The sequence below is a fragment of the Maribacter antarcticus DSM 21422 genome (genome assembly GCF_000621125.1).
GTDB classification, from domain to species: Bacteria; Bacteroidota; Bacteroidia; order Flavobacteriales; family Flavobacteriaceae; genus Maribacter; species Maribacter antarcticus.
Genome location: NZ_JHZC01000004.1, coordinates 742425 through 767842, shown reverse-complemented (window position 1 = coordinate 767842; position 25418 = coordinate 742425). Strand labels below are relative to the sequence as shown.

The following is a 25418-nucleotide window of genomic DNA, read 5'->3' as shown; positions in this document are numbered from 1 at the left end:
ACAAATACATGCCCAATTACGACGATAGACTTAACCACAATTACAGCAAGTAATGATCCTGCAAATACAATACTTACATGGCACACAGGGTTGCCTGCTACTACTATTAATAGGGTAAGTGACGCTACGGCGGTAGCTGCGGGTACCTATTATGCTGCATTTTATAATCTAACAGTAGATTGTTATGCCTCTAACGGAGACGCTGTTACTCAAGTAATCGCAGACGGAGATAGTGATTGTGATGGTGTTTTAAATGGCTCAGATTTAGACGATGACAATGATGGTATTTTAGATACGGGAGAGAATATATGTACAACTAACTTATATGCGGGTAATGTAATAGAATACACAGACAACCCAATTGTGGGTGACAATGCAGATGATCCTACATCGGCTCTAGGGGCTTCAAGTGCACCAAATCCACCTGGAAGTAGTGGGTACGTTTCTTTAGGAGGTTCAGCAGGAGATTATTTAACTTTAGGTTTCACAAACGCATACCTATCAAATTCTGGTGATGCGCAAAATGATTTTAGAGTTTTTGAAATAGGTAGTCCCGAAACTATGGGAGTCAGACTGCGGCCTGACGCTTCAACTTTAGCACTTCTAAATGGGAGTGGACAATCTTTTACAATCGATGGTCAAGGATTTTACTTTGTAGGTCAAACTCAGAATGTGATAGATATTGATGCTGCCTTTGGTAACGCCTTTGCTATGGGTCAACTAAGTTTTGATGCAGTAAAACTCTTTGCAGTTAGTAACGGTTCAGGAGGAACTGCGGGCCCAGATATCAATGCAATAGAAGCCCTATACTTTACATGCTTAATAGACACCGACAACGACGGCATACCAAACAGCTTAGACCTAGACTCAGACGGTGATGGTTGTATAGATGCGATAGAAGGTGGTAGTACATTTACATATGCTGACCTTAATAATAATCAATTAGCAGGTGGTGTAGATGCAGATGGAATTCCAATCGTAGCAACGGCAAGTGGTCAAACGATAGGCAGTAGTCAAGACTTAACTGTACAAGATGTAATCTGTCAGTGTGATGCGGTTACTTCGGGATATTTAGATACCGATAGTGATGGTGTTTCAGATATTTGTGATTTAGATGATGACAATGATGGTATTTTAGATACGGAAGAAGGTACTACTGATTTAGACAACGACGGCTTTCCAAACAGCCTAGACCTAGACTCAGACGGAGACGGCTGTCCAGATGCGATAGAAGGTGGTGGTACATTTACAATAACTGACCTTAATAATAATCAATTAACAGGTGGTGTAGATGCAGATGGAATTCCAATCGTAGCAACGGCAAGTAGTCAAACGATAGGCAGTAGTCAAGACTTAACTGTACAAGATGTAATCTGTCAGTGTGATTTAGCTTTTGGTAATCTAGATACAGATAATGACGGTATTGCAGATGTTTGTGATTTAGATGATGACAATGATGGTATTTTAGATACGGAAGAAGGTACTACTGATTTAGACAACGACGGCTTTCCAAACAGCCTAGACCTAGACTCAGACGGAGACGGCTGTCCAGATGCGATAGAAGGTGGTGGTACATTTACAATAACTGACCTTAATAATAATCAATTAACAGGTGGTGTAGATGCAGATGGAATTCCAATCGTAGCAACGGCAAGCGGTCAAACAGTGGGCAGTAGTCAAGACTCAAGTATCGTAGTATGTTGTGATGCGGTTACTTCGGGATATTTAGATACCGATAGTGATGGTGTTTCAGATATTTGTGATTTAGATGATGATAATGATGGTATTTTAAATACGGAAGAATGTAATCCTCTAATAAACCAAGTTTACAGTTATACAGGAGGGGATCAAATATCTATCATACCTATTGGAGCAAATTTGGTCAGAGCAAAAATTTGGGGTGCTGGTGGAAGAGGCGACCAAAGAAATTTGAGAGGAACTGGAGGAGCAGGTGGTTATACTGAGATAGAAATCCCCATAAGTGCTCTTCCTGGAGGAACCACTCAACTAATTGTAACAGTAGGAGAAGGTGGAAATTCTTCGACTGGAGGTCCGACTTATGGTAATGGGGGTGCTGGTTTGATTATCGCTTCAGGAAGGAATTGTGGTTCGGGTGGTGGAATGTCAGCATTGGGTTTAGTTTCATTATCTAATCCCTCATCCGTCAATGTAAATCAAATTATAGCTATAGCGGGTGGTGGAGGAACCATGCCTGCCTATTCTAGTGGTGGGTCATATGCAGGAGAAGGAGGTGGAACTAAAGGAGGTGATGCAAGTAGTTATCCTGTAAATGGTGGACAAGGAGGTTCTCAAACATCAGGAGGACTTGCAAATACTAATGGGAATATAGGTAGCTTCCTTATCGGAGGTGATGCAGTTGAAAATGGTGGTGCTGGTGGTGGTGGATTTTATGGTGGTGCATCAGGTAATATTTCTGGGAATAATGAACATGGTGGCGGTGGTGGCTCAGGATATATTAGCCCAAGCACCTCAAATGGTTCTACCACAACTGGAAATTTGCAAGTACCTCCCAATATCGCTGACTCCGATTATACCGCAGGTATTGGTGTAGGAGGAAATAACGGAGGAGGAAATGGAGGGAATGGTCTTGTTATTTTGGAATATGAATTAGCTTTAACCTGCGACATAGATAACGACGGCATTCCAAACAGCCTAGACCTAGACTCAGACGGAGACGGCTGTCCAGATGCGATAGAAGGTGGTTTTACTGATCCTGATAGCGATCAAATTTTAGGAAATTCACCCGTAGTAGTTGATCTAAATGGTCTCGTAATAGGCCAAGGAGGCTATACATCACCAGCAGATTTAGATGCAAATAGTGTTTACGATTTTAAGGAGCCTGGTGCAGCACCTACAATAACATTACAACCTCTTAGCCAAAATGTGTTTAGTGGTGCTGATGCTACATTCAGTTTAACTGAAACGGGTGCCGACCAGTACCAATGGCAAGAAAGTACCGATGGTGGTGCTAACTATACGGGTATTATTGATGGTACTGAATATGCAGGTGCATTAACTAGTAGCCTTACCATACTTTCTATACCTCTTACTAAAAAGGGTTTTATGTACCGTGCCAGTATTACACGTACTTCTTTTGTCTGCGACCAGACGCTATCCAATGAAATTACGCTAACCGTAAGCCCAAGAACGGTTATTACAAACCGTTGGATTACCAATAGCGTTAAAAAGAACTAAGTAAATTAGAAGCATTTTTTTTAAATGTTTACTGAAATGAGAATCTGATAATAGCCACACTAAATATTAGGCTTATAGTAGGAGTATTCATCATTTACCAATTTATCTTATCCTGAATACATTTATTATAATTTTCCTAAAGTATTAAATACCTTAATCAATACCTTTATTGAATCGTTTGATTTTGGTAGAAATTACATGACAAAACCTTGGTTCAAGAAGCCACAAACAAATGCTTGTATTTATTCATAAGTGATATATAAAAAAAGGAAGCGCTTATGTTTTATCTTCCGCTTTAATCAGTACTTTTTTAGTAGCGAAAAACTTGAAAGACGCCGCCTCTAACAAAAATATATCCAAAAACGAAGACATGATTATACCTAAACTACATTATTTATCACAAGGAAGCTCTGCTAAAGAGCATCTGGAGAATATTCAAAAAGCGTGCACTTCTGGAATAGAATTAGTTCAATTCCGTTTAAAAAATGTTTCAGAAAAGAAATTTTTAAAGATAGCTAAGGAGGCTAGGGAAATCACGTCTCACTATCAAACCAGATTAATCATTAACGAACATTACAAAATAGCGAAAGAGATTAAAGCAGATGGAGTACACTTAGAGACAACAGACTCCTGCCCTGTTGCAGCCAGAAAACAGCTATACCCCTGGCAAACCATTGGTGGTTCTGCAAATACGGTACAAGATTGCGAAACCTTACTAATTAAAGAAGTCGATTATATAAGTTTAGGCCCATTTAGGGGCACAACAAGCAAAGATAATATGCCTCCGGTTCTAGGTTTAAACGGTTATACCGTAATACTGGAAGCCTTACATACCAAAACACCAATTATTGGTATTGGAGGCATAACCAAAGAAGATGTTACTGAACTACTAGAAACAGGTATTTCTGGAATTGCGGTCTCTGGAGCAATTACCCAAAATTTTGATAGTATAAGTACATTTAACCAATTACTAGGGGCATCTTCAACAGAAGAGCAACGCCATACATTTGAATAAATACAATTGCTAGTATAGGAAGAAAATTTTATTCTGGAAGCTTCTATTGCTATCTTAGGAAGGCATTCGTTTTATTAACACATATAGCGGACATTCTATTAAAAGACCATTCAAACTTGGCTTTTGATTCTTTCTAAGGTTTTTATAAATACTGTATTATTCTTATCCCGCCGTATGTAAAAAATCATTTTGTAGTATATTAGTAAATCATCAAATTTTTATTAAAACCAGTTTTCAATTAAAACATTTATTACAATGATAAATACCGTTAGAATATTTGTGCTGTTCTTGTTCCTTTTTTCCGTCTCCCCTCTGTTTTCTCAAGACAACCATCATTACCAAACAGATTTCTCAGTTGAAAATTTTACAGAAAGACGAACGAATCTATTTGAGGCGATAGGAAACAATGCGATAGCACTTATTCAAGGGACTGGCGGAAGGGCTGGATTTAGTGTTTTTCGTCAATCGAATACCTTCTACTACCTTACCGGATTAGAGAGCGATCATGCCTATCTTCTGTTGAATGGAAAAAACAAACAGACGGTTTTGTACCTCCCGCACCGAGATGAAGGAAGAGAAAACGGGCAAGGAAAAATATTATCTGCTGAAGATGAAGCGCTGGTAAAAAAACTAACTGGGGTTGATAAAGTGAAAGGATATGAGTTCTTATCGTCCGATTTACTCCGGACCGGTTTAATCAAAGCGAACGCCCCCTTTTTATATACTCCTTTAAGTCCGGCTGAAACGGGAAACGATAGTCGAGACGAGCTTTTATACGGTCAGGCACGTGCCGCGGCAGACCCATGGGATGCCAGTGCTACGAAAGAGTCCCTATTTGTGAATAAAATAAACTCGCAATTCCCGCAATTCGAAATTCGGGACCTTTCTCCGATATTAGATGAGATGCGTTTGATTAAAAGTAAAGAAGAAATCGTATTAATACGAAAAGCCACGCAAATTGCTGGGTTGGGCATCATGGAAGCGATGCGTTCTACCGCACCAGAGGTTTACGAATATCAGCTTGATGCTGCCGCCAAATACGTTTTCCACTTAAATGGCGCCAGAGGCGACGGCTATGCTTCTATTATAGGAGGAGGCACTAACGCCTATATGGGCCACTATTTTCATAAAACGGATATCTTAAACACCGGTGATTTGGTCTTGATGGACTATGCGCCAGATTATCGGTATTACACCAGCGATGTTACCCGAATATGGCCTGTTAACGGAAAATTCGACAAATCTCAAACAGCGCTCTATACGTATATTGAAGCCTACAGAGATGCCCTTTTTAAGTATGTAAAACCTGGTATAACCTCAGATGAAGTACTGGATTTTGCTGCTGCCGATATGAAACAGTATTTAAAGGGAAAAACATTTACCAAACCACACTACTTAAAAGCGGTACAGGAAGGGGTGAAATTCAGGGGTCATTTTCAACACCCCGTGGGTATGGCGGTGCATGATGTGGGTGTCGTACACCGCGTTCCTTTGAGAGCGGGCATGGTATTCACCATAGATCCCATGATATGGATACCCGAGGAGCGCTTGTACATCCGAATTGAAGATATGGCCTTAGTGACTGAAGATGGGGTTGAAAATTTAAGTGCCTTTGTTCCTTCTTCGATAGAAGCTATCGAAAAGACTATCAAAGAAGAGGGACTAATAGAATTTCACCCACCTACCGAACTACCGTTCAAAAACTAAAAACTGAATATGAAGTACACCCTAAATCACCACCGTATGCAAATCCGCCTTTTACTAATTCTACTTGTTTTACCCGTGTATAGCTTGATGGCACTTCCATTTTCGGATAGGTACCCAAAAAACCCAAATATAGATGCCGTAAACTACAGGTTTAATATAAAAGTATCAGATATTACCGATGAAATTAGTTGCGAGGAGACTATTGACATACGCTACTTGGCAGCCGGTGAAACACGTTTACGGCTTGATTTAATAAAGGCTTCGGAAAAACAGGAAAATAGGGGTATGGTGGTTAGCAAAGTTATTTCAGAAGGGAAAACCTTAGCCTACACCCATGAGAATGATGTGTTGACTATTCAGCTCCCAACACCATCCACTTTAGAACAACGCAGTAGCTACACGGTTATGTACAAAGGTGTGCCGGCTACTGGTCTTAAGATTGCAAATAATAAATATGGAGATCGCACTTTTTTTAGTGATAATTGGCCTAACAAAGGTAGGAACTGGTTGGCTACTATTGATCATCCTTATGACAAGGCCACATGCGAATTTATAGTTACTGCGCCCGACCATTACCAGGTTGTTTCCAATGGTTTAAAAGTCGAGGAAACCAATTTACCGAATGGCGAGCGGCTTACACACTGGAAGCAATCGGTTCCCATAGCGACTTGGCTGTATGTATTGGGTGTTGCCGAGTTTGCCGTACAATATGTGGATGAATTTGATGGAAAATCAATTGAAACATGGGTGTACCCACAAGATAGGAATGCCGGGTTTTATGATTTTGCCGTTCCAACGAAAAGTGCCTTAGCATTTTATAGCGACCGTATTGGACCTTTTTCCTATGAGAAATTAGCCAATATTCAATCCAACAGTGTAAGTGGCGGTATGGAAGCTGCTTCTGCCATTCTTTACAGCGAAAACTCCGTGGTAGGTGATAGAAATGAACGCTGGCGTAATGTGGTCATCCATGAAGTAGCCCATCAATGGTTTGGAAATTCTGTGACAGAATACGATTGGGACGATGTGTGGTTGAGTGAAGGTTTCGCCACCTACTTTACATTACTCTTCATAGAGCATCACTATGGAAAGGACGCCTTTGTGGAGGGACTCATTAAAAGTAAGAAAACCGTGGATAATTTTTATTTAAAAAATCCAAAGTATCGCATTGTCCATGATAATCTTACAGATATGTCAAAGGTAGTTTCTATACAAACCTATCAAAAAGGGAGTTGGATACTACACATGTTACGCGGCATGATAGGTACTGATGTTTTCTGGAAAGGAATTAAATCGTATTACAAGAAATACAAAGATGTAAATGCTACTACGGATGACTTTCGCAGAGAAATGGAAGAAGTCTCCGGTGTAGATCTTAACCCTTTTTTTCAACAATGGCTCTACGAACCAGGTACTTTGAAATATAAGGGCACATGGCGTTTTGATTCGAAGAAGAAAGAAGTCACAATAGTTCTTGATCAAGTACAGACCGATGGTAGTGTATTCAAAATGCCCCTAGAGGTAGGTGTATATGGGTCACAAAAAGAACAGCAGCGTATTAAAAAAATACACCTAGATAAGAAATCAAATACTATTCGTTTTTCTGTTGACTTTATACCTGAAAAGCTAGTACTTGACCCCAATTTCTTGGTACTTATGGAGTCCGATTTTAAAAAAGGATAGCTCGGCCAACAATTCACAGAAAGTTTATTTTTTGGTAAATCCAGCATGCAGCATCACTCCCGACGTGTAGAGAATCACACCGATTACCATCCATCGAAGTATTTCTAAGGGCAAGGACTTAACGACAAAAGCGGCAAGGCCCACCGCTACAATTCCCGGGATTGCCATGGCAACTGCCGCTTTTCTATTATAGGCTTTTTCACGGATAAACCGCACCGAAGCTGGGGGCATCAAAAAAGCGCAAGACCCCATCATAATTGGAAAAGCGACCTCGGGCGACATGCCCAAGGCAAATACCAGTGCCATACAGGGTGCGTATAATCCAATACCAGCTGTCATTAAGGCGCCCAATCCAAAATTTGCAAGTACTGCAATGGCTAATTTTACACCTGTGAGGCCAATAGCTTGTCCCCCCCCTTGTATCCATTCCATACTAGTAGCTAACATAAAAAACGCGGTAATCAATAGCGCGAAACCCATCACTAGGCGTATCTTTTTTTCTGACATTTTTGCAACTACTCCTGCACCAAAAACGGCACCCAAGGCGGCCGATAGGAACATCAGCACCAAGGTTATTGGTTCTACTTCGATAATAGTGATGAAAATCAATGCCTGAAATAACACCGGAAGCGTATTCGCCACGTTCATGGTTCCGGGAATATACTTGTCTGTTGTTTGCTTTGTGAACTTAAGAAGGGCTGTTTGAGGTGCAAATGCACCAATGCCAAGGACATCAAAAAAATTAACTACAAAACCAATAATCGAAGTTTTTAGCCAACTACTCTCCTCCAATTTATTTCTATGGTCAAAAAAGTCTTTACTTAACACAATGGCAAACCAAATGGCCAAACCTGCTAATGCAATCCACAGTGTTATAATCATAGATAGTTTATATGGGTGTTAAAAGCGCGTGAATCCGCATTAGCATACCTTAAAAAAAGTCTTATGACTGGTGCGTTCCCCATTGGCTAATTTTGCTTCGATTTCCTTTGCCGTTTTAGTAATAGCAAGACCTCCTAAGCCAGTGCAACAAAGCTCATTGGGTAAGGCATCCCCTACACGTTTCATAGTTTCAACAACCTCGTCTAAAGGAATCAAATGATTGTAGTCCGATAAGGCCATATTTGCGCAGGAAATTGCATTGGTCGCCGCCATCACATTTCTATTTAGACAGGGTGCTTCGACCCGATCGGCAATCATATCGCAAATCATGCCCAAGCATGATTGCAAGGCCATCGAAGCTGCCGAAAGCGATTGATCTAAAGTTCCTTTTTTTAAGGAAACAATACCTGCAGCTGCCATGCCCGAACCGGATCCGCATTCGGCCATACATCCCCCAACTTCGGCGGCAAAAGTGGCATGCGCTGCAATAAAAACGCCGATAATTCCAGCAGCTAGCATTGCTTTTACCATGTCGTCTTCTGTAAGCTCCAATGTTTTACCGATACCAATAATTGCACCTGGCAAGGCTCCACAAGACCCTGCGGTAGGTGCCGCAACAATAACGCCCATAGAACTTTTGACTTCCATCATGGCGGAGGTGTATAGAATTACCTGGTTCAGTACATCCCCTTCTACTAATTTTTTTCCGTCCATCCGTTCCTGAAAAGTTACCGACTGAGGCCCTAGAATACGATCGGCATACTTTGTTCCTTGTAACCCTAATTCAATGGCATTTCGCATTATTTTTAAAATGGAACGCATATGTTCAAAAACAAGCTCCTCTGAAATATTACCGCGCATACTTTCATAGGCGACGGCCAACTCCCATAATTCAAGATGCTTGTCGGTATTATAGTCAAGCATTTCATTGCAAGTAATAAAAGGAACTTTGATATTCTTACGTGCCATTATTGGCAGTACGGGTTTTATTTTCTTAATAAAAAGCACCTCTTCCATTTCTAGTAGCGACGCCTCTAGTTCGGCTGTAATAAATTGATTGGATTTGATTTCAATGAACGAAGACCTTCCATTGCGCAATACAATCTCATCACAAACAAAGGCTTGTCCGATATGGCTAACAATAGTATTGGGCGATTTGCAATAAACCAAGGTTTGAAAATAATCGCCTGCCATAGAAACGGCTGCCCCATCGATTTCAATAACTTCTATCATGCCTCCCCCAGTAGAAATGGCGGTTACCTCTCGGGTTTCTTTAGCGTTCTTTAGCGTGAGCTTATAGGTATTGGGGTGTGTGGCGCCAATAGGATGAATATCGATTTTAATTTTAATCCCAGCTTCATCAATTGCTTGTAAATAATTTGGTAGTCGTTTCTCATCTGCTTCCCATCCCATAAAGCCTCCAAACAAACCCATATCTGACCCTTGACCTTTGTGAGTCGTCGCCAAAGAACCGTTGGGGTCAAACTCAATATAGACATCTTCAATGTCTCTATCCATTAAGTCGAGACACATCCTGCCAATGCGTAAAGAAGCTGCACAATGCGAGCTAGAGGGCCCTCGCATAACTGGACCAATTACATCATTGAATATACTGGGATATGTTTTCATCTTAAGCATTACAGATTTATGATTAAAAATTAGCCGGTATAGCTTCATTTAAAGATATATCCAAATCTTTAAAATAGTAAAAATTTACGTGTTAATTTTAAATAGTACTGTTTTATCTTATTTCATGGCTCAGTATAAATGGCTTGTTAATCCCTTCAAGGTAACTATAAAGCTAAAGGCTTCCCTCCTATCTTTAGGTCATATAACATCTTCTTATGTATTATAAATGGAATCGACTAAAATATAAATAAACTCCAACAAAAAGACTAACTCCCTCATGCTAAAAGAAATATAAATAGCGTCGTAAAATTGTGAATATCTATTCTCATGTTTGACTTTTTACCCTATCATCAACCCTTATATTTGGTTTCTTAAAAATAGATAGTTATGAGTGCAACGTGGTATGAATGTAAGGTGAAATATAGAAAAATTGATGAAGCGTCAGGCGTGGCAAAGGTAAAGACGGAACCTTTTTTAGTAGATGCCATTTCCTATACCGAGGCCGAAAGTAGAATTACCCAAGAGATGTCTGCTTATTTAAGCGATAGTGATGAAATTAAAATTACAAATATTAAAGTAGCCAATTACGCTGAAATACATCCCTTCGAAAATTCTGACAGATGGTTTAAATCTAGAGTATCCTTAATCGCCTTTGATGAGGAAAGTGGTAAGGAGCGTAAAACAAATTTATATTTATTGGTACAGGCCAATGATGTAAAGGAAGCCTACGATAATACAAATGGTATAATGAAAGATACGCTAGGAGAATATACCATACCTGCCATCTCAGAATCTCCTATTATGGACGTATTTCCTTATTTTTCTGGTGATGAAGACGAAATGGAACGCGTGCAGAAATTTACAGCCCTAAAGGATTCTGTGCCGGTTTCTAATGACATGGACGAAGACTTGGAGCTCACAGATGTTCTTTCTGTAGAAGCTGAGTAACAAAATGGTTTGTGAATAGAATTAAACATTCTTAAACTAAATAGCCGTCTAAATCGTTTTAGACGGCTATTAATAAATTATAATTCGGATAATCATAAAGTAGCAACTAGTATTATCTGGCTAAAATTTGGATTTCAACCCTTCTATTTATTCTCCATCTTTCTATATCTCTAGTAATAACTAAAGGTTTCTGTTGACCCCAGCCTTTCGTTTGGATATTGCTTTTAGCAACACCATGAGTGCCCTATAGGTTCCAAATTCGGTTATAGGTATTTCTTCTTGATCATCATACGCTAGTTTTTGACCTTCAAAAAACCATTCTATTTTGTTTAAATAGCCAAAGGGGCCCGATTTGACTACTGTATTTTTTAAGAATATATTCCCCTCTCTTTTTACTTTTTCAACCTTAATTTTCCGTTCCGGGTCAGAGTTCCCTACTTTTAAAACAGCGAATGCATGATTAGAATCACACCTAGGTCTGTCGATTGTATTTTTACAGGAGTACGCTAAGCTTCCTCCCATTGTAATATAATAAATACCTTCTGTTATAGGAACCTGAAACGTATGCTTAGATTTTTTAGTGAATCTATAGCCGCTAAAAATTTTGCAACAAATGGAGGCGTATCCATTGATTCCCTAATATATTCGTTCAATATAGCCAAGGTAATAATCCCCTTTATGCTTGGATGTGATTCGAGTCTTGATGTTAACTGTTTCTCCTTTTTTACTACTAAATATGTAGTGTTCTGGCCATTCACCGATACTTTAGAAAAAGTAAGCTCCCGATTTACTTAATCAATTGTTTTAACCGCGGGTGGAATACTAAAATCTTCCTGTGTATGCACGTTTTAGGAAAATGAACACACCTAATAACAACACATAAAATAGTTTGCTTCTCATATTATTTAGTTTGATTGTCACAACATTTGCTAACTCTGTTGTATATTAAACCAACACTAATTCAAAAAATAAGAGGCACACCCTGTTTTTAATGTTTGATAATATATTTGGCCAGTGACATCGGCAACGGCGTAAATAGGCTCACGCTCCTTTTCAAGGTTTATTAAACAGACACTAATTCACAAAATAAGAAATAAGCCCTGTTTTTGATGTTTGATAATATACTTGGCCCGTTATGTCGTCAACGGCGTACATAGGTTCACGGTCCTTTCCAAGGTTTATTTCACCCTCAACTTCACCTGTATGTTTACTTACTTTTAATAGAACCACATTCTTTTCTTTTTTTGACATAATAAACATAAAATTTCTTCCTTCAGTTGTGGCTTTACGTCTCGCATTTGCGCGCTTAAAACCTTCCATAGCATAGCTAGAAGCTGCATTCCCTAGTTCACCATATGCAGTACCAATTTGAGACGTAATTTCGCCTGCAACTGCGTCTTTTTGGCGTATATCTCCTTCTGCTGAAGCTATACTTCCTGAAACATAGTAAGATACTGCTCCGATATACGCTGCCCTAACCGAGGCTGCATACAATAAGGCACGTTTCCAACCTACTTCTTTTGGAGCCACATAGTATTTCTGAAAACTTAGCCGTCCAATAAAGTTGTATTTAGCAACATTCTGATCTGAATACAAAAAAATACCATCTTCAAGGATTTCTAGCTGTTTCGGGATTTCTCTACCGTCAAATTCCAAATTTTCATTCGATAACTCACTAAGTATCCCAGTGGCTATATCTACCACTTTTACCAAACCAGAATTATAGTCATAGGCGAATATTTTACCATTATGTTCAGTAGTAAGGCTTGGACTAGTTTGAATACTATTTTCCCACTTTAACGTACCCGTATTATGGTCTAAAATATTCATTGATGTTGTCGTAATATACAAGATAGAATTATAAAGTGGCACTATACCTACTACCGTCCCTTCTACCTTTACAGGATTCTCAAAGGTTATATCCCCTATACTAGGGTCTAGGAAATTCAAAAAATCATTATTATCTGTTCTTGAAACTAACAGAATACCATCGCCGCAATCCAAGTAATCATATATTCCTCCTTTAATTTTAATACCACGACCTTTCTTTCCCCAAAGGCCTTCTTTTGTTTGGTAATCAAATACGTTTATTTTAGTACGGTTACCGTCGTCGGGTAAAACAAGTAGTCCATTATCCAAAAAACTAACGTGGCTCAAGGCACCTTTAACTTCTAGTGGGGTGTTCCAAATTAAACTACCATCATTAGTATGGTAAGCATTATACTGGCTTGTGTATTTTATTTTTGGTGTTCCAGTCGTTGTAGTCACTCCTGTTTGTACCTCCCTTTGCGTTCCCAAATAAAACACATCCCCTTCTTGTGGTTGATAGTAGTTAAGTTTAAAATCCATTTCTTGCGCTACATTCTCCGCAGCAACTTTTATTAAGGCACCCAACCCACTTAGGTTATCTAGTTGGGCATTTTCCTTGGAATTCGTATTCTTCCAAATAATAGCCCCAGAATCAGCATTTAGCTTGTAGTTGTTGAACAGTGTTACTAAAAGTAGTTCTTGGTTATCAAGTTCATTTACAGTAATGATACTTCCAAATTTTTCGTTCATAGACCAAGACAAGTTGCCATCAGACATGTTAACTGAAACTAGTAACGGTTCCTTATCCCAGTCTGTGCCAGCAACAAGAATTGCATCGGAGTTATACAATAGGTAGTAGCTTGCGATTTTTTTTTGTCCGGCATGTGCAGAATTGAAAACTTCCTTACCACTGAACTGGTCTATAAGGTGTAAGGTATTGTTGGTGGTAACTGCAAAGAATGGGCTATTAGTAAGTTATTCAAATGCCGCTCTATCCAAATTGCCATGAGCGCGTTTGCTCCAAGAAATCTCACCAGTTTCCGCATCTATCCCAATCAGCCCTTCTCTAGAGCTTACGATAAGGTTTCCCAACGCGGTAACCTCCTGCCATAGAATTTCTGTAGGTACTTCCATGTTCCATTTCACCTCCACTTGTGCAACATGTATAAAAGGACACATTAAGGCGAGAATAAACATTGATTTGAATGAAATTATATCTTCAGTTTTAGCTTATCCCAACGGAACTAGATTACTTTTGGTACTCGCGATGCGTCTATTTACTTTATTGTAATAGTGAAACGAACACTGATTAATCTCAATTAACGACTAATCAAAGTACTTTAGGTGCACTAAAACCTCCCTTTTTTATCTTCCACGTGAAATGCATGAGTGAAAGTAACAACCAATATGCTTCACTACCTTTACAAGGCAAGCGATGAAAAAAAAGCATTACCATTATAAAATTTACAAACCCTTTGGAGTATTAAGTCAATTTACGTCCGGGGAAGAGCGCCAATTACGGAAAAAGCGTTTCTTATCAGAGTTCTTCGACTTTCCAAATGGTATTATGCCTGTAGGTCGCTTAGATGAAAAATCGGAAGGATTGTTATTATTGACTACAGATGGCGAGCTTAGCAATAGAATTAACGGTAGCGGAATAGAAAAGGAATATATTGCTCAACTAGACGGCACTATAACGCAGGAAAGGGTTCTACAATTGCAACAAGGTGTTTCCATAGGCGTATTTGGCAGCACGTATAACACAAAGCCGTGTTTGGTGAAAAAAGTTGATACACCTGCGTTCTTACCCCCTCCAAACCAAAAACTACGCATAGGAGCTCATAGACCCACTTCCTGGATAAATATTATTCTGACGGAAGGCAAGTTCAGACAGATACGTAAAATGACAGCAGCGGTGGGTTTTCCAACTGTAAGATTGATTCGCATTCGTGTGAACACAATTACGCTAGAAGATATGTCCGAAGGAGCTGTGTTGCCTGTTACTGAAGTTTTGATTTAGTTCTTGATGACGTAAATCTAGAAAACAAAGTTAGTTTCTTTTTCGTGTTAATAAAATAAACTCCTGTAAGTAATACCACAGCTGCTATGGCCGACTGTGTTGTAACCTGTTCTTCCAGAAAATACCAGCCCAATAGCATCGCAATTATAGGATTTACATAGGATGAGGTTGCTACTTTCTCTGGCGAAACGACGCGCAATAAATAATTAAAGGAGGTGAAGGCTACAATACTACCAAAAATGACTAACAGAAACATGGACCATTGCACTGGTGTGCTCCACTCTAAAGGAGAAATCCACTGTTCTCCTAAAACCAGACTAATTATAAAAAGTAGTATACCACCTGTTACCATTTGGTAACCCGTATTTACGAAGTAATTGGCTGGTAAATCTGCCTTACCTACGAACAAACTTCCATAGGCCCAACTTAGCATACAAACAAAAATAAGCACCATGCCAAACACTGCCCCTTCTTGGTTGATAATCTGTTGTTGACTAACCAGCAAGTAAATGCCGATAACGCCCAAACCAACGCCAACAAAAGACATTGGCTGAATTTTCTTACCTTGAAGAATAAGCATTAGCAGTAGCACCACTAAAGGCTGTGCGGAGATTTCTAATGCTGCAAATCCGCTATCTACATACTTGAGTGCCCAGACCACTACTCCGTTTCCGAATGTAAGGAACAGAAAACCGGCAATAACAGTGTTTATAAACTGCTTTTTAGTAATCTTTAAGGACCGTCCGGACAGTTTCGAGATTAAGAATATTAATAAACCAGCAACAACAAATCGCGTACCTGCCAGCATAAAAGCTGGCAACTCGCTAACCGCTATTTTATTCAATAAATAGGTGGCTCCCCATATAACATAAATCGCAAAAAAGGCCAATACGATAAGAAGGGTATTTCGTTTGGCCATAATACTATGTGGTGTTAACTAATAACAGCTAAGCAATTTTCTTAACACGAACAGCATTCATCCCCTTCATGCCTCTTTCCAACTCGTAAGAAACTTTGTCATTTTCAAAAATCTCGTCAATAAGTCCGCTTACGTGGACGAAATATTTTTCATTATTTTCTGAATCGATAATAAAACCAAATCCTTTCGAAGAATCAAAGAAAGATACTTTACCACTTCTTACTGGATCAAACTCCTCTACATCGCCTTCTTCTTTCTTAGGAATACCCAACACAATGTCCTCTGCTTCTATCTCTACTTTCATAGATGGGTCCGGTGGGGTATCCACCAGGTTTCCATTGAAATCTACATAAGCCATGGGAATCCCGGAAGTTCCGTTTTCTTTCGAATCCGCCTTTCTGGCTAGCATTTTCTTTCTCTTTTCTTCGCGCTTCTTTAAACGCTTTTTTTCTTTTTCTGTTTTGTTAAATGTTTGTTGCGATTTTGCCATTCGTAATTTTAAATTTTTAAATATCCTTTGTTATCAGGGAAAACGAAGTAAACTAGTGACTTGTAGATAATGACAAATAAATAGTTGAGTCTATACTATTTGGTAATCTTTAATGTCATTGCGAGAATATTCTGCATCCCTTTTTAACGGTAACAAAGATACATTATGTATTTGGATTTTGAGGTATTATCCTTTGGTATTGGCACATATATCCAATTTTTAAGTTTTGTTATACCCAATAAAACGATTTAAGTTGGGCTACCCTTTCATTAGCTTTATTCTGATTTATTGAGTAATGCGCTTAAAAGTAATGTGCAAAGTCTACATATTTCAATATAAACAGCTGTAGTCTCCACGGAATAAATATGAAAAATTATATACAACTATTTAATTTTGAGTCATTTTTTCTATGTTTTAAATATTCCCTCGGTACGTATTACGCATTAAAGTCCCTTTTTATACATTGTGCTTTACCAAAAAACGTACTACCTCGTCTTTCAAACTAAAACTAATCATTAAGATAAATCATTTAAAAACGAACGCTAAAAGAATTTTTAATAGATACTCCCCAACCGATTCCAGAAGACATTCCTTTTTTTCTGCGGTTAGGAATAGCAAAAGAGTATAATTACCCAAAATCAGGCAACACATTCACTAACCCTACACATTCACTAGCCTACACATCAACATTCTATTCATCAACAATCAAAAACCAACATCAGGAAAAACCTACCAGAATGATATCTACAAATCACTTACATCTACAGCATTTCATTCGTTTACTGGAGGTTCTTGATTATTTTCTCTGGTGACTATAAAGATAATACGTAGTCTTTAGTAAATCGTATACGATTTACTATCTTTAGCACATGGCTAAAAAAATAAATTTGCGGGATCAAGTGCGCGACTATCTCCTAAAAGAAATGACAAAAGGTACGTTGGACCTTGGGAAAACCATAAACCTAGCAGGGGTGTCAAGAGCCTTGAACCTGAGCGTTACGCCTATACGAGAAGCCTTAGCGCAACTACAGCAAGCACATATTATAAAAGCAGTACCCAACCGAGGTTTTATTATTGCAGAATTAGATGTAAAGGAAGCGGAAGATTTATACGACCTCGTGGCCAGCTTGGAAGTCATGGCTATCGAAAATAGGGAGTTCAACGAGACAGATATCATCAATTTAAAAAAACAACAAGAAGTATTTGAAAATGCGGAAAACGCTATTGCTAGAATACAGGCCGATATGGAGTTCCATAGATTACTAACCCAAGGTTTTGAGAACGAGTTGGCGCTTCAATTACTTCATGATTTAAAAACAAGAATGTTCTTTTACGAGCGCGCATTTATGTCAAACGATTCATTCTATAATAAGTCGGATAACCAGCATGAAGCTATTATTTCCGCTATTGCTGACGATAATGTTCCCACAGCTTCCCTCCTATTAAAAATGAACTGGATGCTGATTTTGAACTATATTAAGAAAAAATTGACTGAATAGAAAAGTCCAATTTTATATCCTCTAAAAGTAAAGCCGCAGCATCCGTAATCTTCTGATAACTTTTATAGCCCCATCTAGAGAAAAACAACGCCGCTACAAAGACTATCAAAAAACCTATCCATTGCGCTCCTTTTAAAAGTATTAAGAACACATCTTTATCATCAAAAATTTTAGTAGTTGTTGGAATAAAAAACATCAGTATAAATGATAGTGCAATGCTCATCTGCTGTAGGCACAATAATCGAGTTTTTGACTTTGTATAACGTAATAAGTTATCCTTATATGTTCCCTTAAAAATATCGAAATCTTGAATTTTTTATAAGCAGAAAGTACTAATATGGGCATTATAATTAGGAAACCTAAACAAAGTGTACCACATGCCTGAAGATACCACGTATCCAATTTTTTGAAATTAATTAAAATAAGTAGGGCTACCCCAAAACATACAACCGTCCCAGCCTTTTCGTACATACTAATTTTTTTAAACTTATTTTTATATTTGGTACGTGTCATCTCCATTATTATGTTGTTTGTAAGTTTCTTTTGTGTCTCTAGTTCCTTGCCCATCTGGGTCCAAGCGAGTTGCAGTTCTTCCAGTTCCATAATCCTAGTTTTTTATAATATTATCTTTTAATTTTTTTTTAATTCGGGAGATTCTAGTCCCCACCTTAGAAGCTGATAATTCCGTTATCTCTGCTATTTCGACATAACTTTTCCCTTCCAGTACCAGAAGCATAAGTCCCTTTTCTAACGTATTTAAATTCTGAATGTAGGTATGTAACAGTGCCAAAGGTTCTTCATACATGTTATCCTCTTTATCCGCTCGTATTACAAAAACTTCCGATAAAGGAGCTAGTGAAGGTTTTTTTTGATTTGTTTTAGATAGCTAATGGCAGTGTTCATACCTACACGGTACATCCAAGTCATAATTTTTGATTCTCGGCTAAAGGAATCAAAACAGTTTCACAACTGATGCACAATTTCCTGAAAAAGATCTTCTCTATCTAATGTCGTATTCGTGTATACGGAGGCAACCTTTATAAGCAAGCTTTGATGCTCTTGTATTCATTTTATGAATTCTGTCTCACTGGTCACTAGATACTTTGATTTTCTTAATATGTGTCACTGTGGATACAAAAATCACATAAAATCTAAACTGATTTCAATATTTGCGTACAACATGCTTAAATATAGTACGTTATACTGCTAAATTTATCTTATGCAATTCCTAAATCAAGAAATAGAAGCATTGACCAAAAAAAAAAAGACCCAGTCTCTTATAAAACCAGAAATCTCGTGTGGTATTTTTCAGGATGTGGAAAAATTTATAGATACTAGGCCACTCCATAAAAAAAGTGACTAACCCAGTTATTCGAAAAGCGAAGCATCAAGACCTGGTACTAATCTAAGTGCGTTTTTATAGTATACTTTCTTGAGTACCTCATCGGGTAGGTTTAAGCCATACATAGACCAAAATGCATGGTACTTTTTATAGTAGGGAAAGTACTCGTCATTACTCTCTAACACCCTGAAATAGGTCGAAAATTCTTCTGGTTTCCAGCTATCCTTACCAAATAGGATTCGGTCTTGGTATCTTATAAAAAATGCTCTGGCGTTTTGTGGCTGACGTCCCAGTTCGGCAATAACAGCGGCGATTCCTACATACATATTAGGCATTTCATTCATAAGCTCGCCAAGTTTCCCCAGATTATTAGCATACCAACCCATATGCGCATTAATGAAATTGGTTTTTGGATGCTTTTTGAACACATTGTGTTGTTCTTGTATGATTTGCTCCCAGGGTGCAGGATTCGTAGCAGACCTTTTTCTCCTAGGTCGTGTCTTTAACTCGAGCCATCTTTCATTACTACTATCCATATCATCCCAAAAAGACTTCGGGTCAGCTGCATGAATAAGAACAGGAATGCCAAGTTCTCCGCATTTTGCCCAGACTGGATCTAAGCGTTTGTCATCAATGGCGACCCTATTTCCATTTATATCTTTATAGCGTAGTCCAAGACTTTTGAATATTTTGAGTCCCCTTGCTCCATTTTTGAAATCTTGTTCCAATTGCAAGGCCGCTTTAACGCCCCAATCATCCGTGCCTACCCTTTCAAAATCTACGTTTGCAAAAACTGCAAAACGATTAGAGAAGCTTTTTTCTATATTATCGACCTTTTCTTTCAAACTGGCCCCTGAACCACCACTAAGGTTTACCATGATGCCTTCGTTCAGAGCCTCCATGTCTTTGAGTAACGTTGTTAGTTTTTCAACAGACATATCTCGTTGATGGCTATGTATATCTATAAACCTAAACTTCGCACTAGTAATCTCCTTGCCAGGTACCACCAGTGTTGACCTAGGGTTATACTTCTCAAAACTCATCTCTTGTGCCACTACTGATGGTACAACTAAAATGAGAATTATTGCGCCAAGAAGACTATTTTTTAAAAAGCTATTCTTATTCATTTTTAGTTCTTGTTATGCTTTTGGTATAGTGCGGTATATGTTTCCGGAGTGTCGATATCTACAATCTGTCCGCCGGCATCCAAAACTATCATTTTATCTTTATATTTTGACATAAGGTATCGTGCTCCGTAATCTTGATCTAAATGTATTAATTCTCTAGCTAGTTCTCTGCTGAAAATCGCAGGAACACCCGATTTATTTGGATATTTAGTCGCTACAATGGGCACACTACTCATTTTAAATAGTGCTAACATTTCTGTATAATATGCGCTAGTTAGCAAAGGCTGGTCTGCCAAACATATTAATATACCATCGAATCGATGTTGCTGTTTTAACACATAATCAATTCCAAAGGATATACTGCTCCCAAGTCCGTTTTGCCAACGTTCATTTTTAAGGAGCGTTACTGGCTTAGAAGCTAGCTCTGATTCAGTCTTAATGAGTTCTGAATTTGCACCCAAGACCATAAACAAATGTTCTTTCTGAACTCTTAATAGGGTTTTCAGGGTATGAACCAACAAGGTACTTCCTTTCCAAGGTAGTATCTGCTTGATGCCTTTCATACGAGAAGACTCCCCAGCAGCCATGATTAAAACAGCTATGTTTCCTGTACTATTCAATTGTGGATTCCTTGCTTTTTGTCCCGTAACATCATGGGTTGCTGATTTCGAATAACAGCCAGTATTTCAGAAAGAATAGCAACTGCAATTTCCTCAGGAGCTTCAGCACCTATATTGAGTCCGGCCGGACCATGAATCATATCAAAAAACTCGAAATCATCTTCGGGATATAACTCCATATACTCCCCAAATAACTTCTCCCGTCGTTTGGTAGGGCCTAACAATCCAAAATACATAGGGTTTGTATCTTTTAGAACCTTCAAGTATTTTAAATCCTTTACATAACTATGGGTCATAAGCACTACCGCTGTCTGGGCATCTATTTGATTTATGGGCAACGCATTAGGCGCTGCATTCCATAGTTCGTGAATTCCTTGAAAGTCAGCCTTAACTTTATCTTCTTCTGGTATGGTTGCAACAATTACCTCCCACCCAAGGCCAATTGCTAAATAGGATAGTTTTACGGCATCATGCTCACCCCCAATAATCACCAATTTATATACCGGCTTCATGTTTTGCTTAAAACGTTCCATTTTGGAACTAAATTTAAAATTAGCCTGTATTGGAAGATTTAAATCGTTAATACTGATATAAGAACCTAAGCCTTCAAATACGCCATACTCCTTTTTGTATTGAGAATGTATCGTAAAATCAATTCTATCTTCAAACGCATATTGCAAGGTTTGCAGCGTACTTTCTTTTACATTAAAAGGCTCTAATAAAATAAATAGAATGCCTTCACAGCCCAAGCGAAACCGCCCATCGTAAGTCATCATTTTGGGCGCTCTGGTTTGAAATACGCTAGCTGCTTGAAATAACACTTCCTTCTCTACACAACCGCCACTTACGGCTCCTATCAAGGTTCCGTTTTCGCAAATAAGCATACGTACACCTGGTCGCCTGTAAGAGGATCCGTCCAGTGCCACAACCGTAGCTAGTACAGAACTAACTCCTTTTTGTTTATTCGTTCTAAATCCTTCTATTACTTTTTTGAACTCGTGCGTCATAGTTCACAAGTTATTAATTTTTGATTGATGTCTTCTTTTTTCAACTCAACTTTATACTTAAAATCCTTACTTATTCAACCAGTACGTGAATTTCAAGGTAATCCCCCAGTTGCGACTTTCATAAGGCTCTATAAAATAGTTGTTCGTATACACCAAGAATAGGTCTGATGCAGGACTGTAGCGCCATTGGAATCTAGAATTCACATTGAGGTTCCCCGTTTGCTCATTGTATTGGAAGAGATTGGAAAAAAATACTTTGTTGGTAAATGTGATATCCAATTCAGATCCAACCAGCCAAAACTGCGATTTGTTCCAAGGTTCTGGTAGATTAATATGATTATAATTCACATTTGCGCTTAAGCTTACATAGGGCTGAAATCGATATCCTAACTCCGTGGATAAGCTTGTGCGGTTACCATCCAAGTAATACCCACCAAGCCTACCCGAAAAATTATAGGTAAAAAGGCTCTGTGGTCTAGAATTAAATTCCCAACCAAAAGCATTCCAGCTATGCTTCGTACCTGTCTCCAGCTCTTCTTTACCTAATCTTGTGGGGTCAAAAGGTGAAAGTAGTTCCACGTAATCATCCGAAATAAAGAAGAATAAATTACTCCTGTTTATAAAGTTGAAATTATATGCTAAAAAGTTAGTGCGGTCGGTTTGTTTAAAGGATTCATTAAAAAAGTACTTAACGTTCAATACTGGTCCGTGGCTTACCAGTTTACTTTTTTTTGGAAAAAAAATATGACCTGCGGAGGAGCCAAAACTAACATACCCAGTCCGAGGAACAAAACCCACTTCTGCGGTATAATCCTCAGCGACCCATTCCTGTTGAAAGCCCCAATTCCATTTTCTACTGTTATACTCTATATTGGCAGCCTGTGTAACGCCATTGCCTTTCTGCCCTGAGCCAAAAGACTTTAAAAAAAAGGCCTTCCCGTTCCAAAGGTTGTTGGATGATGCTAAATTATATTCTATGCCTAGATTTCTATTGAATTTAGGATACAGTGCTTGTACCGAATCATTTTCGGTTGGATAGTTAAGGGACTGTTTATTCACGAACATCAGACCAATATTAGAGCGTTTAAACACCTTTCTTTGTAGTGAAAGAACGCCAAAGTTCTGGCTTGGGAGTCCTGATGCATTTATACTAGCCGTTTGCATGTTCAATAGGCCTACACGCCAATTTTCGTTTAAATTACCACTTATACGTGCCCCTGCCTGTATGGGCACCCCAAGTCCTATCCTACGAGAGAAAAAGGGACGAATATTATCATATCCAAAATTGGCAAATAGATCACTGTTCTCCAAAAAGAACTGTCTCCGCTCAGGAAAAAATAGTTCAAAACGATCTAAATTAGTGACTTGCCTATCAACCTCCACTTGTGAAAAATCAGGATTTATTGTCAAATCAAGATTTAAAGATGAAGTAAGGCTGAATTTTACATCACCACCCGCTTTTACCTCATATTCAGAACTCTCGTTATTTTCTAAGTCTTCGGATACGTTACTCAATACATAGGGAATAATGGAATAGTTGATTCCGGGTGGAGGTGGCGGTTTATCCCAGACCAAAGTACCGGTGTAGGCCAATGATGAGGTAGGAAACTGCCTAGGTATTGGGGTCCAGCTAGATTTTTCACTCGATTTTAAATCAAGCCGGCTAAAATTAATACCCCATTCTGTTACCCCAGCTTCATATCGAATCGATTTAAACGGCAGTGCCATCTCAAAAACCCATTTTTCATCATTTCGGGTAACTTCCGAAATCCATTTGGTATCCCAATTAAGGTCTATTCTTCCACCAGCGAACATGGTACCATCCCATTGGGCACCTGCAGCATTGCTGCCAAATGAAAAACCCGTAGTCTGGTTATTAAATGAATCTATGAACAATAAAAAGTTGTCATTCTTTCCAAAAGCAAAATCTCTTCGAAGTGATTCTACAAAATTTTTACCTTTTTGTTCATTGTAAAAAATAGCTAGTAGATAGATGTTCTTATCGTCATAGGCCATTCGTATTTCAGAAGTATTTTCAGCTGGCCCATCATCCATTGGCAGCACCATAAAAAAGTCCTTAGCCACATCGGTAGCGCTCCAAGCAGCATCATCGCCTACACCATCTATAGCTATTGGCCCGGTTGCTTGTTTTATATTTAACTTAAATTGGTCATTTTTCTTTTGGGACGATACCCCAGTAACCAAAAAAAGTATTGGAAGTAATAATACTGTTTTTTTCAACTGTTTTTAATTAAATGGATGTATTAACTGTACTTCAAAATAGAAAACAACATAATCAGCTTCTTGTCTTTAACATTGTTTAACACAATAAAGAAAACTACCGATAATTTATCAGCGGAAACTACGTTAATTTTATTGAATAGAAAATATATGATTATGAAATCGTTCTTTAGAACTTTTACTTCCCTTTTGCTTGTTTCCCTTCTTGTTTCTTGTGGAAACGCGGATGATGATATTGATTTTAACTTGAATCTAGGCGAAGGTCTTGGAGAGGGTAAGCCTGTAGACGAATGTTTAGGTCTAGATGACGGCGAATTATTGCTATCCATACAAGACCAATTTACAACGGCTCCTGGAAAGGTGTCCATTTTCTTTAAAGTTTCTGATACCAATGGCAATCCCGTTCCAGGATTAACTGCAGATCAGTTTACGATTTACGAACAAGGAAGGAACGATGATTGTTTCAATACCATATCTACCTCTGAGTCCTTTGCACGTATATCGCCTAATTCTCAAGTTTTCAACAATAGCACCTTATTGGTTTTAGATTTGAGTAATAGTGTTTTGGACAGCAGTCTTGAAGAATTAAAAATAGCAAGCGCCAGTTTTGTAACTAATGTGATGCCAGAAATAGCTCAGGAATCGAATCAAATGGCTATTTATTGGTTTGATGGTGAAGACAAATTACACTTGTTAAACGAGCTCACTTCTTCCAGGGCAGAACTTATTGCTTCTATAGAAGGTATTACGGTTGATATAAGTTCCGACCCTTCCACCGATTTATACGGGGCAGTAATCAAAGTTACTGATATTGCCTCCGATCTTATAAAATCGACTACGGCCAGAGACAATATTGGAGCAGCCGCGGTTGTTATTTTTACAGATGGTACGGATCAAGCATCTCGTTTTACAGAGACAGCAGCGCTAAAAAAAGTAAACGAAGCCAATGCAAATATTTCCTTCTTTAGTATAGGTTTAGGTAGCGAGATAGACACACAAGTGTTGTCCGATATTGGAAAAACAGCCACCGTATTTGCCGCTAATAAGGAGGAATTAGAAGATACCTTTAACGCTATTTCGGATAAGGTATCTGAAAGGGCCAACAGTTTTTACCTATTTGAATATTGCAGCCCAAAACGGGATGGTAGTGGGGAAAATAACCTAGCTATACAAGTAAAAACAAGCACAAGAGAAGGTGCGGTACAAACGAAATTTAACGCCAAAGGCTTTACTGGAGGATGTGAATAGGAGAAAACTTACGATT

The 25418-nt window shown here is 38.5% G+C and carries 21 protein-coding genes; 8 read left to right on the top strand and 13 right to left on the bottom strand.

Translation table 11 applies throughout. The features are described 5' to 3' along the window. From Q360_RS24380 to Q360_RS0103375, 4 genes are all read left to right on the top strand, one after another. The coding region (locus Q360_RS24380) for a glycine-rich protein (protein WP_027075837.1) at positions 1 to 3216 on the top strand (3216 nt) is incomplete at its 5' end. Between the two features lie 370 nt (positions 3217 to 3586). After that, entirely contained in the window at positions 3587 to 4231 is a 645-nt protein-coding gene (gene thiE / locus Q360_RS0103385; protein WP_036194947.1) for a thiamine phosphate synthase, read from the top strand. A 255-nt stretch (positions 4232 to 4486) separates the two neighbouring features. Next, the gene (locus Q360_RS22165) at positions 4487 to 5938 is read left to right on the top strand and encodes a M24 family metallopeptidase (protein ID WP_051554543.1); all 1452 of its coding nucleotides are present in this window, start codon (positions 4487 to 4489) and stop codon (positions 5936 to 5938) included. Positions 5939 to 5947: 9 nt separating this feature from the next. Beyond that, positions 5948 to 7621 carry a M1 family metallopeptidase gene (locus tag Q360_RS0103375; RefSeq protein WP_084273343.1) on the top strand — a complete coding sequence of 558 codons (1674 nt, stop codon included), beginning with the start codon at positions 5948 to 5950 and terminating at the stop codon, positions 7619 to 7621. Positions 7622 to 7645: 24 nt separating this feature from the next. Here the strand turns inward: Q360_RS0103375 and Q360_RS0103370 are convergent, their stop codons facing one another. Both Q360_RS0103370 and Q360_RS22160 read right to left on the bottom strand, forming a co-directional pair. Continuing rightward, positions 7646 to 8503, bottom strand: a complete 858-nt coding sequence (locus Q360_RS0103370) for a sulfite exporter TauE/SafE family protein (RefSeq protein WP_027075834.1) — start codon at positions 8501 to 8503, stop codon at positions 7646 to 7648. 39 nt (positions 8504 to 8542) lie between these two features. After that, positions 8543 to 10132 carry an L-serine ammonia-lyase, iron-sulfur-dependent, subunit alpha gene (locus Q360_RS22160; protein WP_051554541.1) on the bottom strand — a complete coding sequence of 530 codons (1590 nt, stop codon included), beginning with the start codon at positions 10130 to 10132 and terminating at the stop codon, positions 8543 to 8545. A gap of 387 nt (positions 10133 to 10519) precedes the next feature. On the opposite strand from Q360_RS22160, the gene Q360_RS0103360 reads away from it, so the two are divergent. Further along, positions 10520 to 11080 (top strand): DUF4494 domain-containing protein, encoded by a 561-nt coding sequence (locus Q360_RS0103360; protein ID WP_027075833.1) that lies wholly within the window; start codon positions 10520 to 10522, stop codon positions 11078 to 11080. A 180-nt stretch (positions 11081 to 11260) separates the two neighbouring features. Here the strand turns inward: Q360_RS0103360 and Q360_RS0103355 are convergent, their stop codons facing one another. From Q360_RS0103355 to Q360_RS22155, 3 genes are all read right to left on the bottom strand, one after another. Continuing rightward, positions 11261 to 11602: a hypothetical protein gene (locus Q360_RS0103355; RefSeq protein ID WP_027075832.1), complete on the bottom strand. Its 342-nt coding sequence runs from the start codon at positions 11600 to 11602 to the stop codon at positions 11261 to 11263. 552 nt (positions 11603 to 12154) lie between these two features. Beyond that, positions 12155 to 13738: a PQQ-binding-like beta-propeller repeat protein gene (locus Q360_RS0103350; protein WP_156949990.1), complete on the bottom strand. Its 1584-nt coding sequence runs from the start codon at positions 13736 to 13738 to the stop codon at positions 12155 to 12157. Positions 13739 to 13864: 126 nt separating this feature from the next. Beyond that, positions 13865 to 14086 (bottom strand): hypothetical protein, encoded by a 222-nt coding sequence (locus Q360_RS22155; RefSeq protein ID WP_156949989.1) that lies wholly within the window; start codon positions 14084 to 14086, stop codon positions 13865 to 13867. A 238-nt stretch (positions 14087 to 14324) separates the two neighbouring features. On the opposite strand from Q360_RS22155, the gene Q360_RS0103340 reads away from it, so the two are divergent. Beyond that, positions 14325 to 14909, top strand: coding sequence for a pseudouridine synthase (locus Q360_RS0103340; RefSeq protein WP_027075830.1), 585 nt, complete (start codon positions 14325 to 14327; stop codon positions 14907 to 14909). Here Q360_RS0103340 and Q360_RS0103335 read toward each other — a convergent pair. Further along, positions 14890 to 15828, bottom strand: coding sequence for an EamA family transporter (locus tag Q360_RS0103335; protein ID WP_036194810.1), 939 nt, complete (start codon positions 15826 to 15828; stop codon positions 14890 to 14892). The genes Q360_RS0103340 and Q360_RS0103335 overlap by 20 nt on opposite strands. Positions 15829 to 15856: 28 nt before the next feature. Then, complete coding sequence (locus Q360_RS0103330; protein ID WP_027075828.1) at positions 15857 to 16318, bottom strand: cold-shock protein; 462 nt, start codon at positions 16316 to 16318, stop codon at positions 15857 to 15859. Between the two features lie 869 nt (positions 16319 to 17187). On the opposite strand from Q360_RS0103330, the gene Q360_RS0103325 reads away from it, so the two are divergent. Beyond that, positions 17188 to 17817 carry a GntR family transcriptional regulator gene (locus Q360_RS0103325; RefSeq protein WP_027075827.1) on the top strand — a complete coding sequence of 210 codons (630 nt, stop codon included), beginning with the start codon at positions 17188 to 17190 and terminating at the stop codon, positions 17815 to 17817. Here the strand turns inward: Q360_RS0103325 and Q360_RS0103320 are convergent. From Q360_RS0103320 to Q360_RS0103285, 6 genes are all read right to left on the bottom strand, one after another. Continuing rightward, positions 17795 to 18040 (bottom strand): hypothetical protein, encoded by a 246-nt coding sequence (locus Q360_RS0103320; RefSeq protein ID WP_027075826.1) that lies wholly within the window; start codon positions 18038 to 18040, stop codon positions 17795 to 17797. The two genes, Q360_RS0103325 and Q360_RS0103320, sit on opposite strands and share 23 nt — an antisense overlap. 384 nt (positions 18041 to 18424) lie before the next feature. Next, the gene (locus tag Q360_RS26460) at positions 18425 to 18622 is read right to left on the bottom strand and encodes an RNA polymerase sigma factor (protein WP_245603167.1); all 198 of its coding nucleotides are present in this window, start codon (positions 18620 to 18622) and stop codon (positions 18425 to 18427) included. Between the two features lie 563 nt (positions 18623 to 19185). Beyond that, the gene (locus Q360_RS0103300; RefSeq protein WP_027075824.1) at positions 19186 to 20286 is read right to left on the bottom strand and encodes an amidohydrolase family protein; all 1101 of its coding nucleotides are present in this window, start codon (positions 20284 to 20286) and stop codon (positions 19186 to 19188) included. 2 nt (positions 20287 to 20288) lie between these two features. Continuing rightward, positions 20289 to 20906 (bottom strand): nucleotidyltransferase family protein, encoded by a 618-nt coding sequence (locus tag Q360_RS0103295; RefSeq protein ID WP_027075823.1) that lies wholly within the window; start codon positions 20904 to 20906, stop codon positions 20289 to 20291. Beyond that, positions 20903 to 21913: an XdhC family protein gene (locus tag Q360_RS0103290; RefSeq protein ID WP_027075822.1), complete on the bottom strand. Its 1011-nt coding sequence runs from the start codon at positions 21911 to 21913 to the stop codon at positions 20903 to 20905. Before Q360_RS0103290 ends, Q360_RS0103295 begins: the two co-directional genes overlap by 4 nt. A gap of 66 nt (positions 21914 to 21979) precedes the next feature. Further along, complete coding sequence (locus tag Q360_RS0103285) at positions 21980 to 24154, bottom strand: DUF5916 domain-containing protein (RefSeq protein WP_027075821.1); 2175 nt, start codon at positions 24152 to 24154, stop codon at positions 21980 to 21982. Positions 24155 to 24310: 156 nt separating this feature from the next. On the opposite strand from Q360_RS0103285, the gene Q360_RS0103280 reads away from it, so the two are divergent. Next, the gene (locus Q360_RS0103280) at positions 24311 to 25402 is read left to right on the top strand and encodes a vWA domain-containing protein (protein ID WP_027075820.1); all 1092 of its coding nucleotides are present in this window, start codon (positions 24311 to 24313) and stop codon (positions 25400 to 25402) included. Positions 25403 to 25418 lie beyond the last annotated feature (16 nt).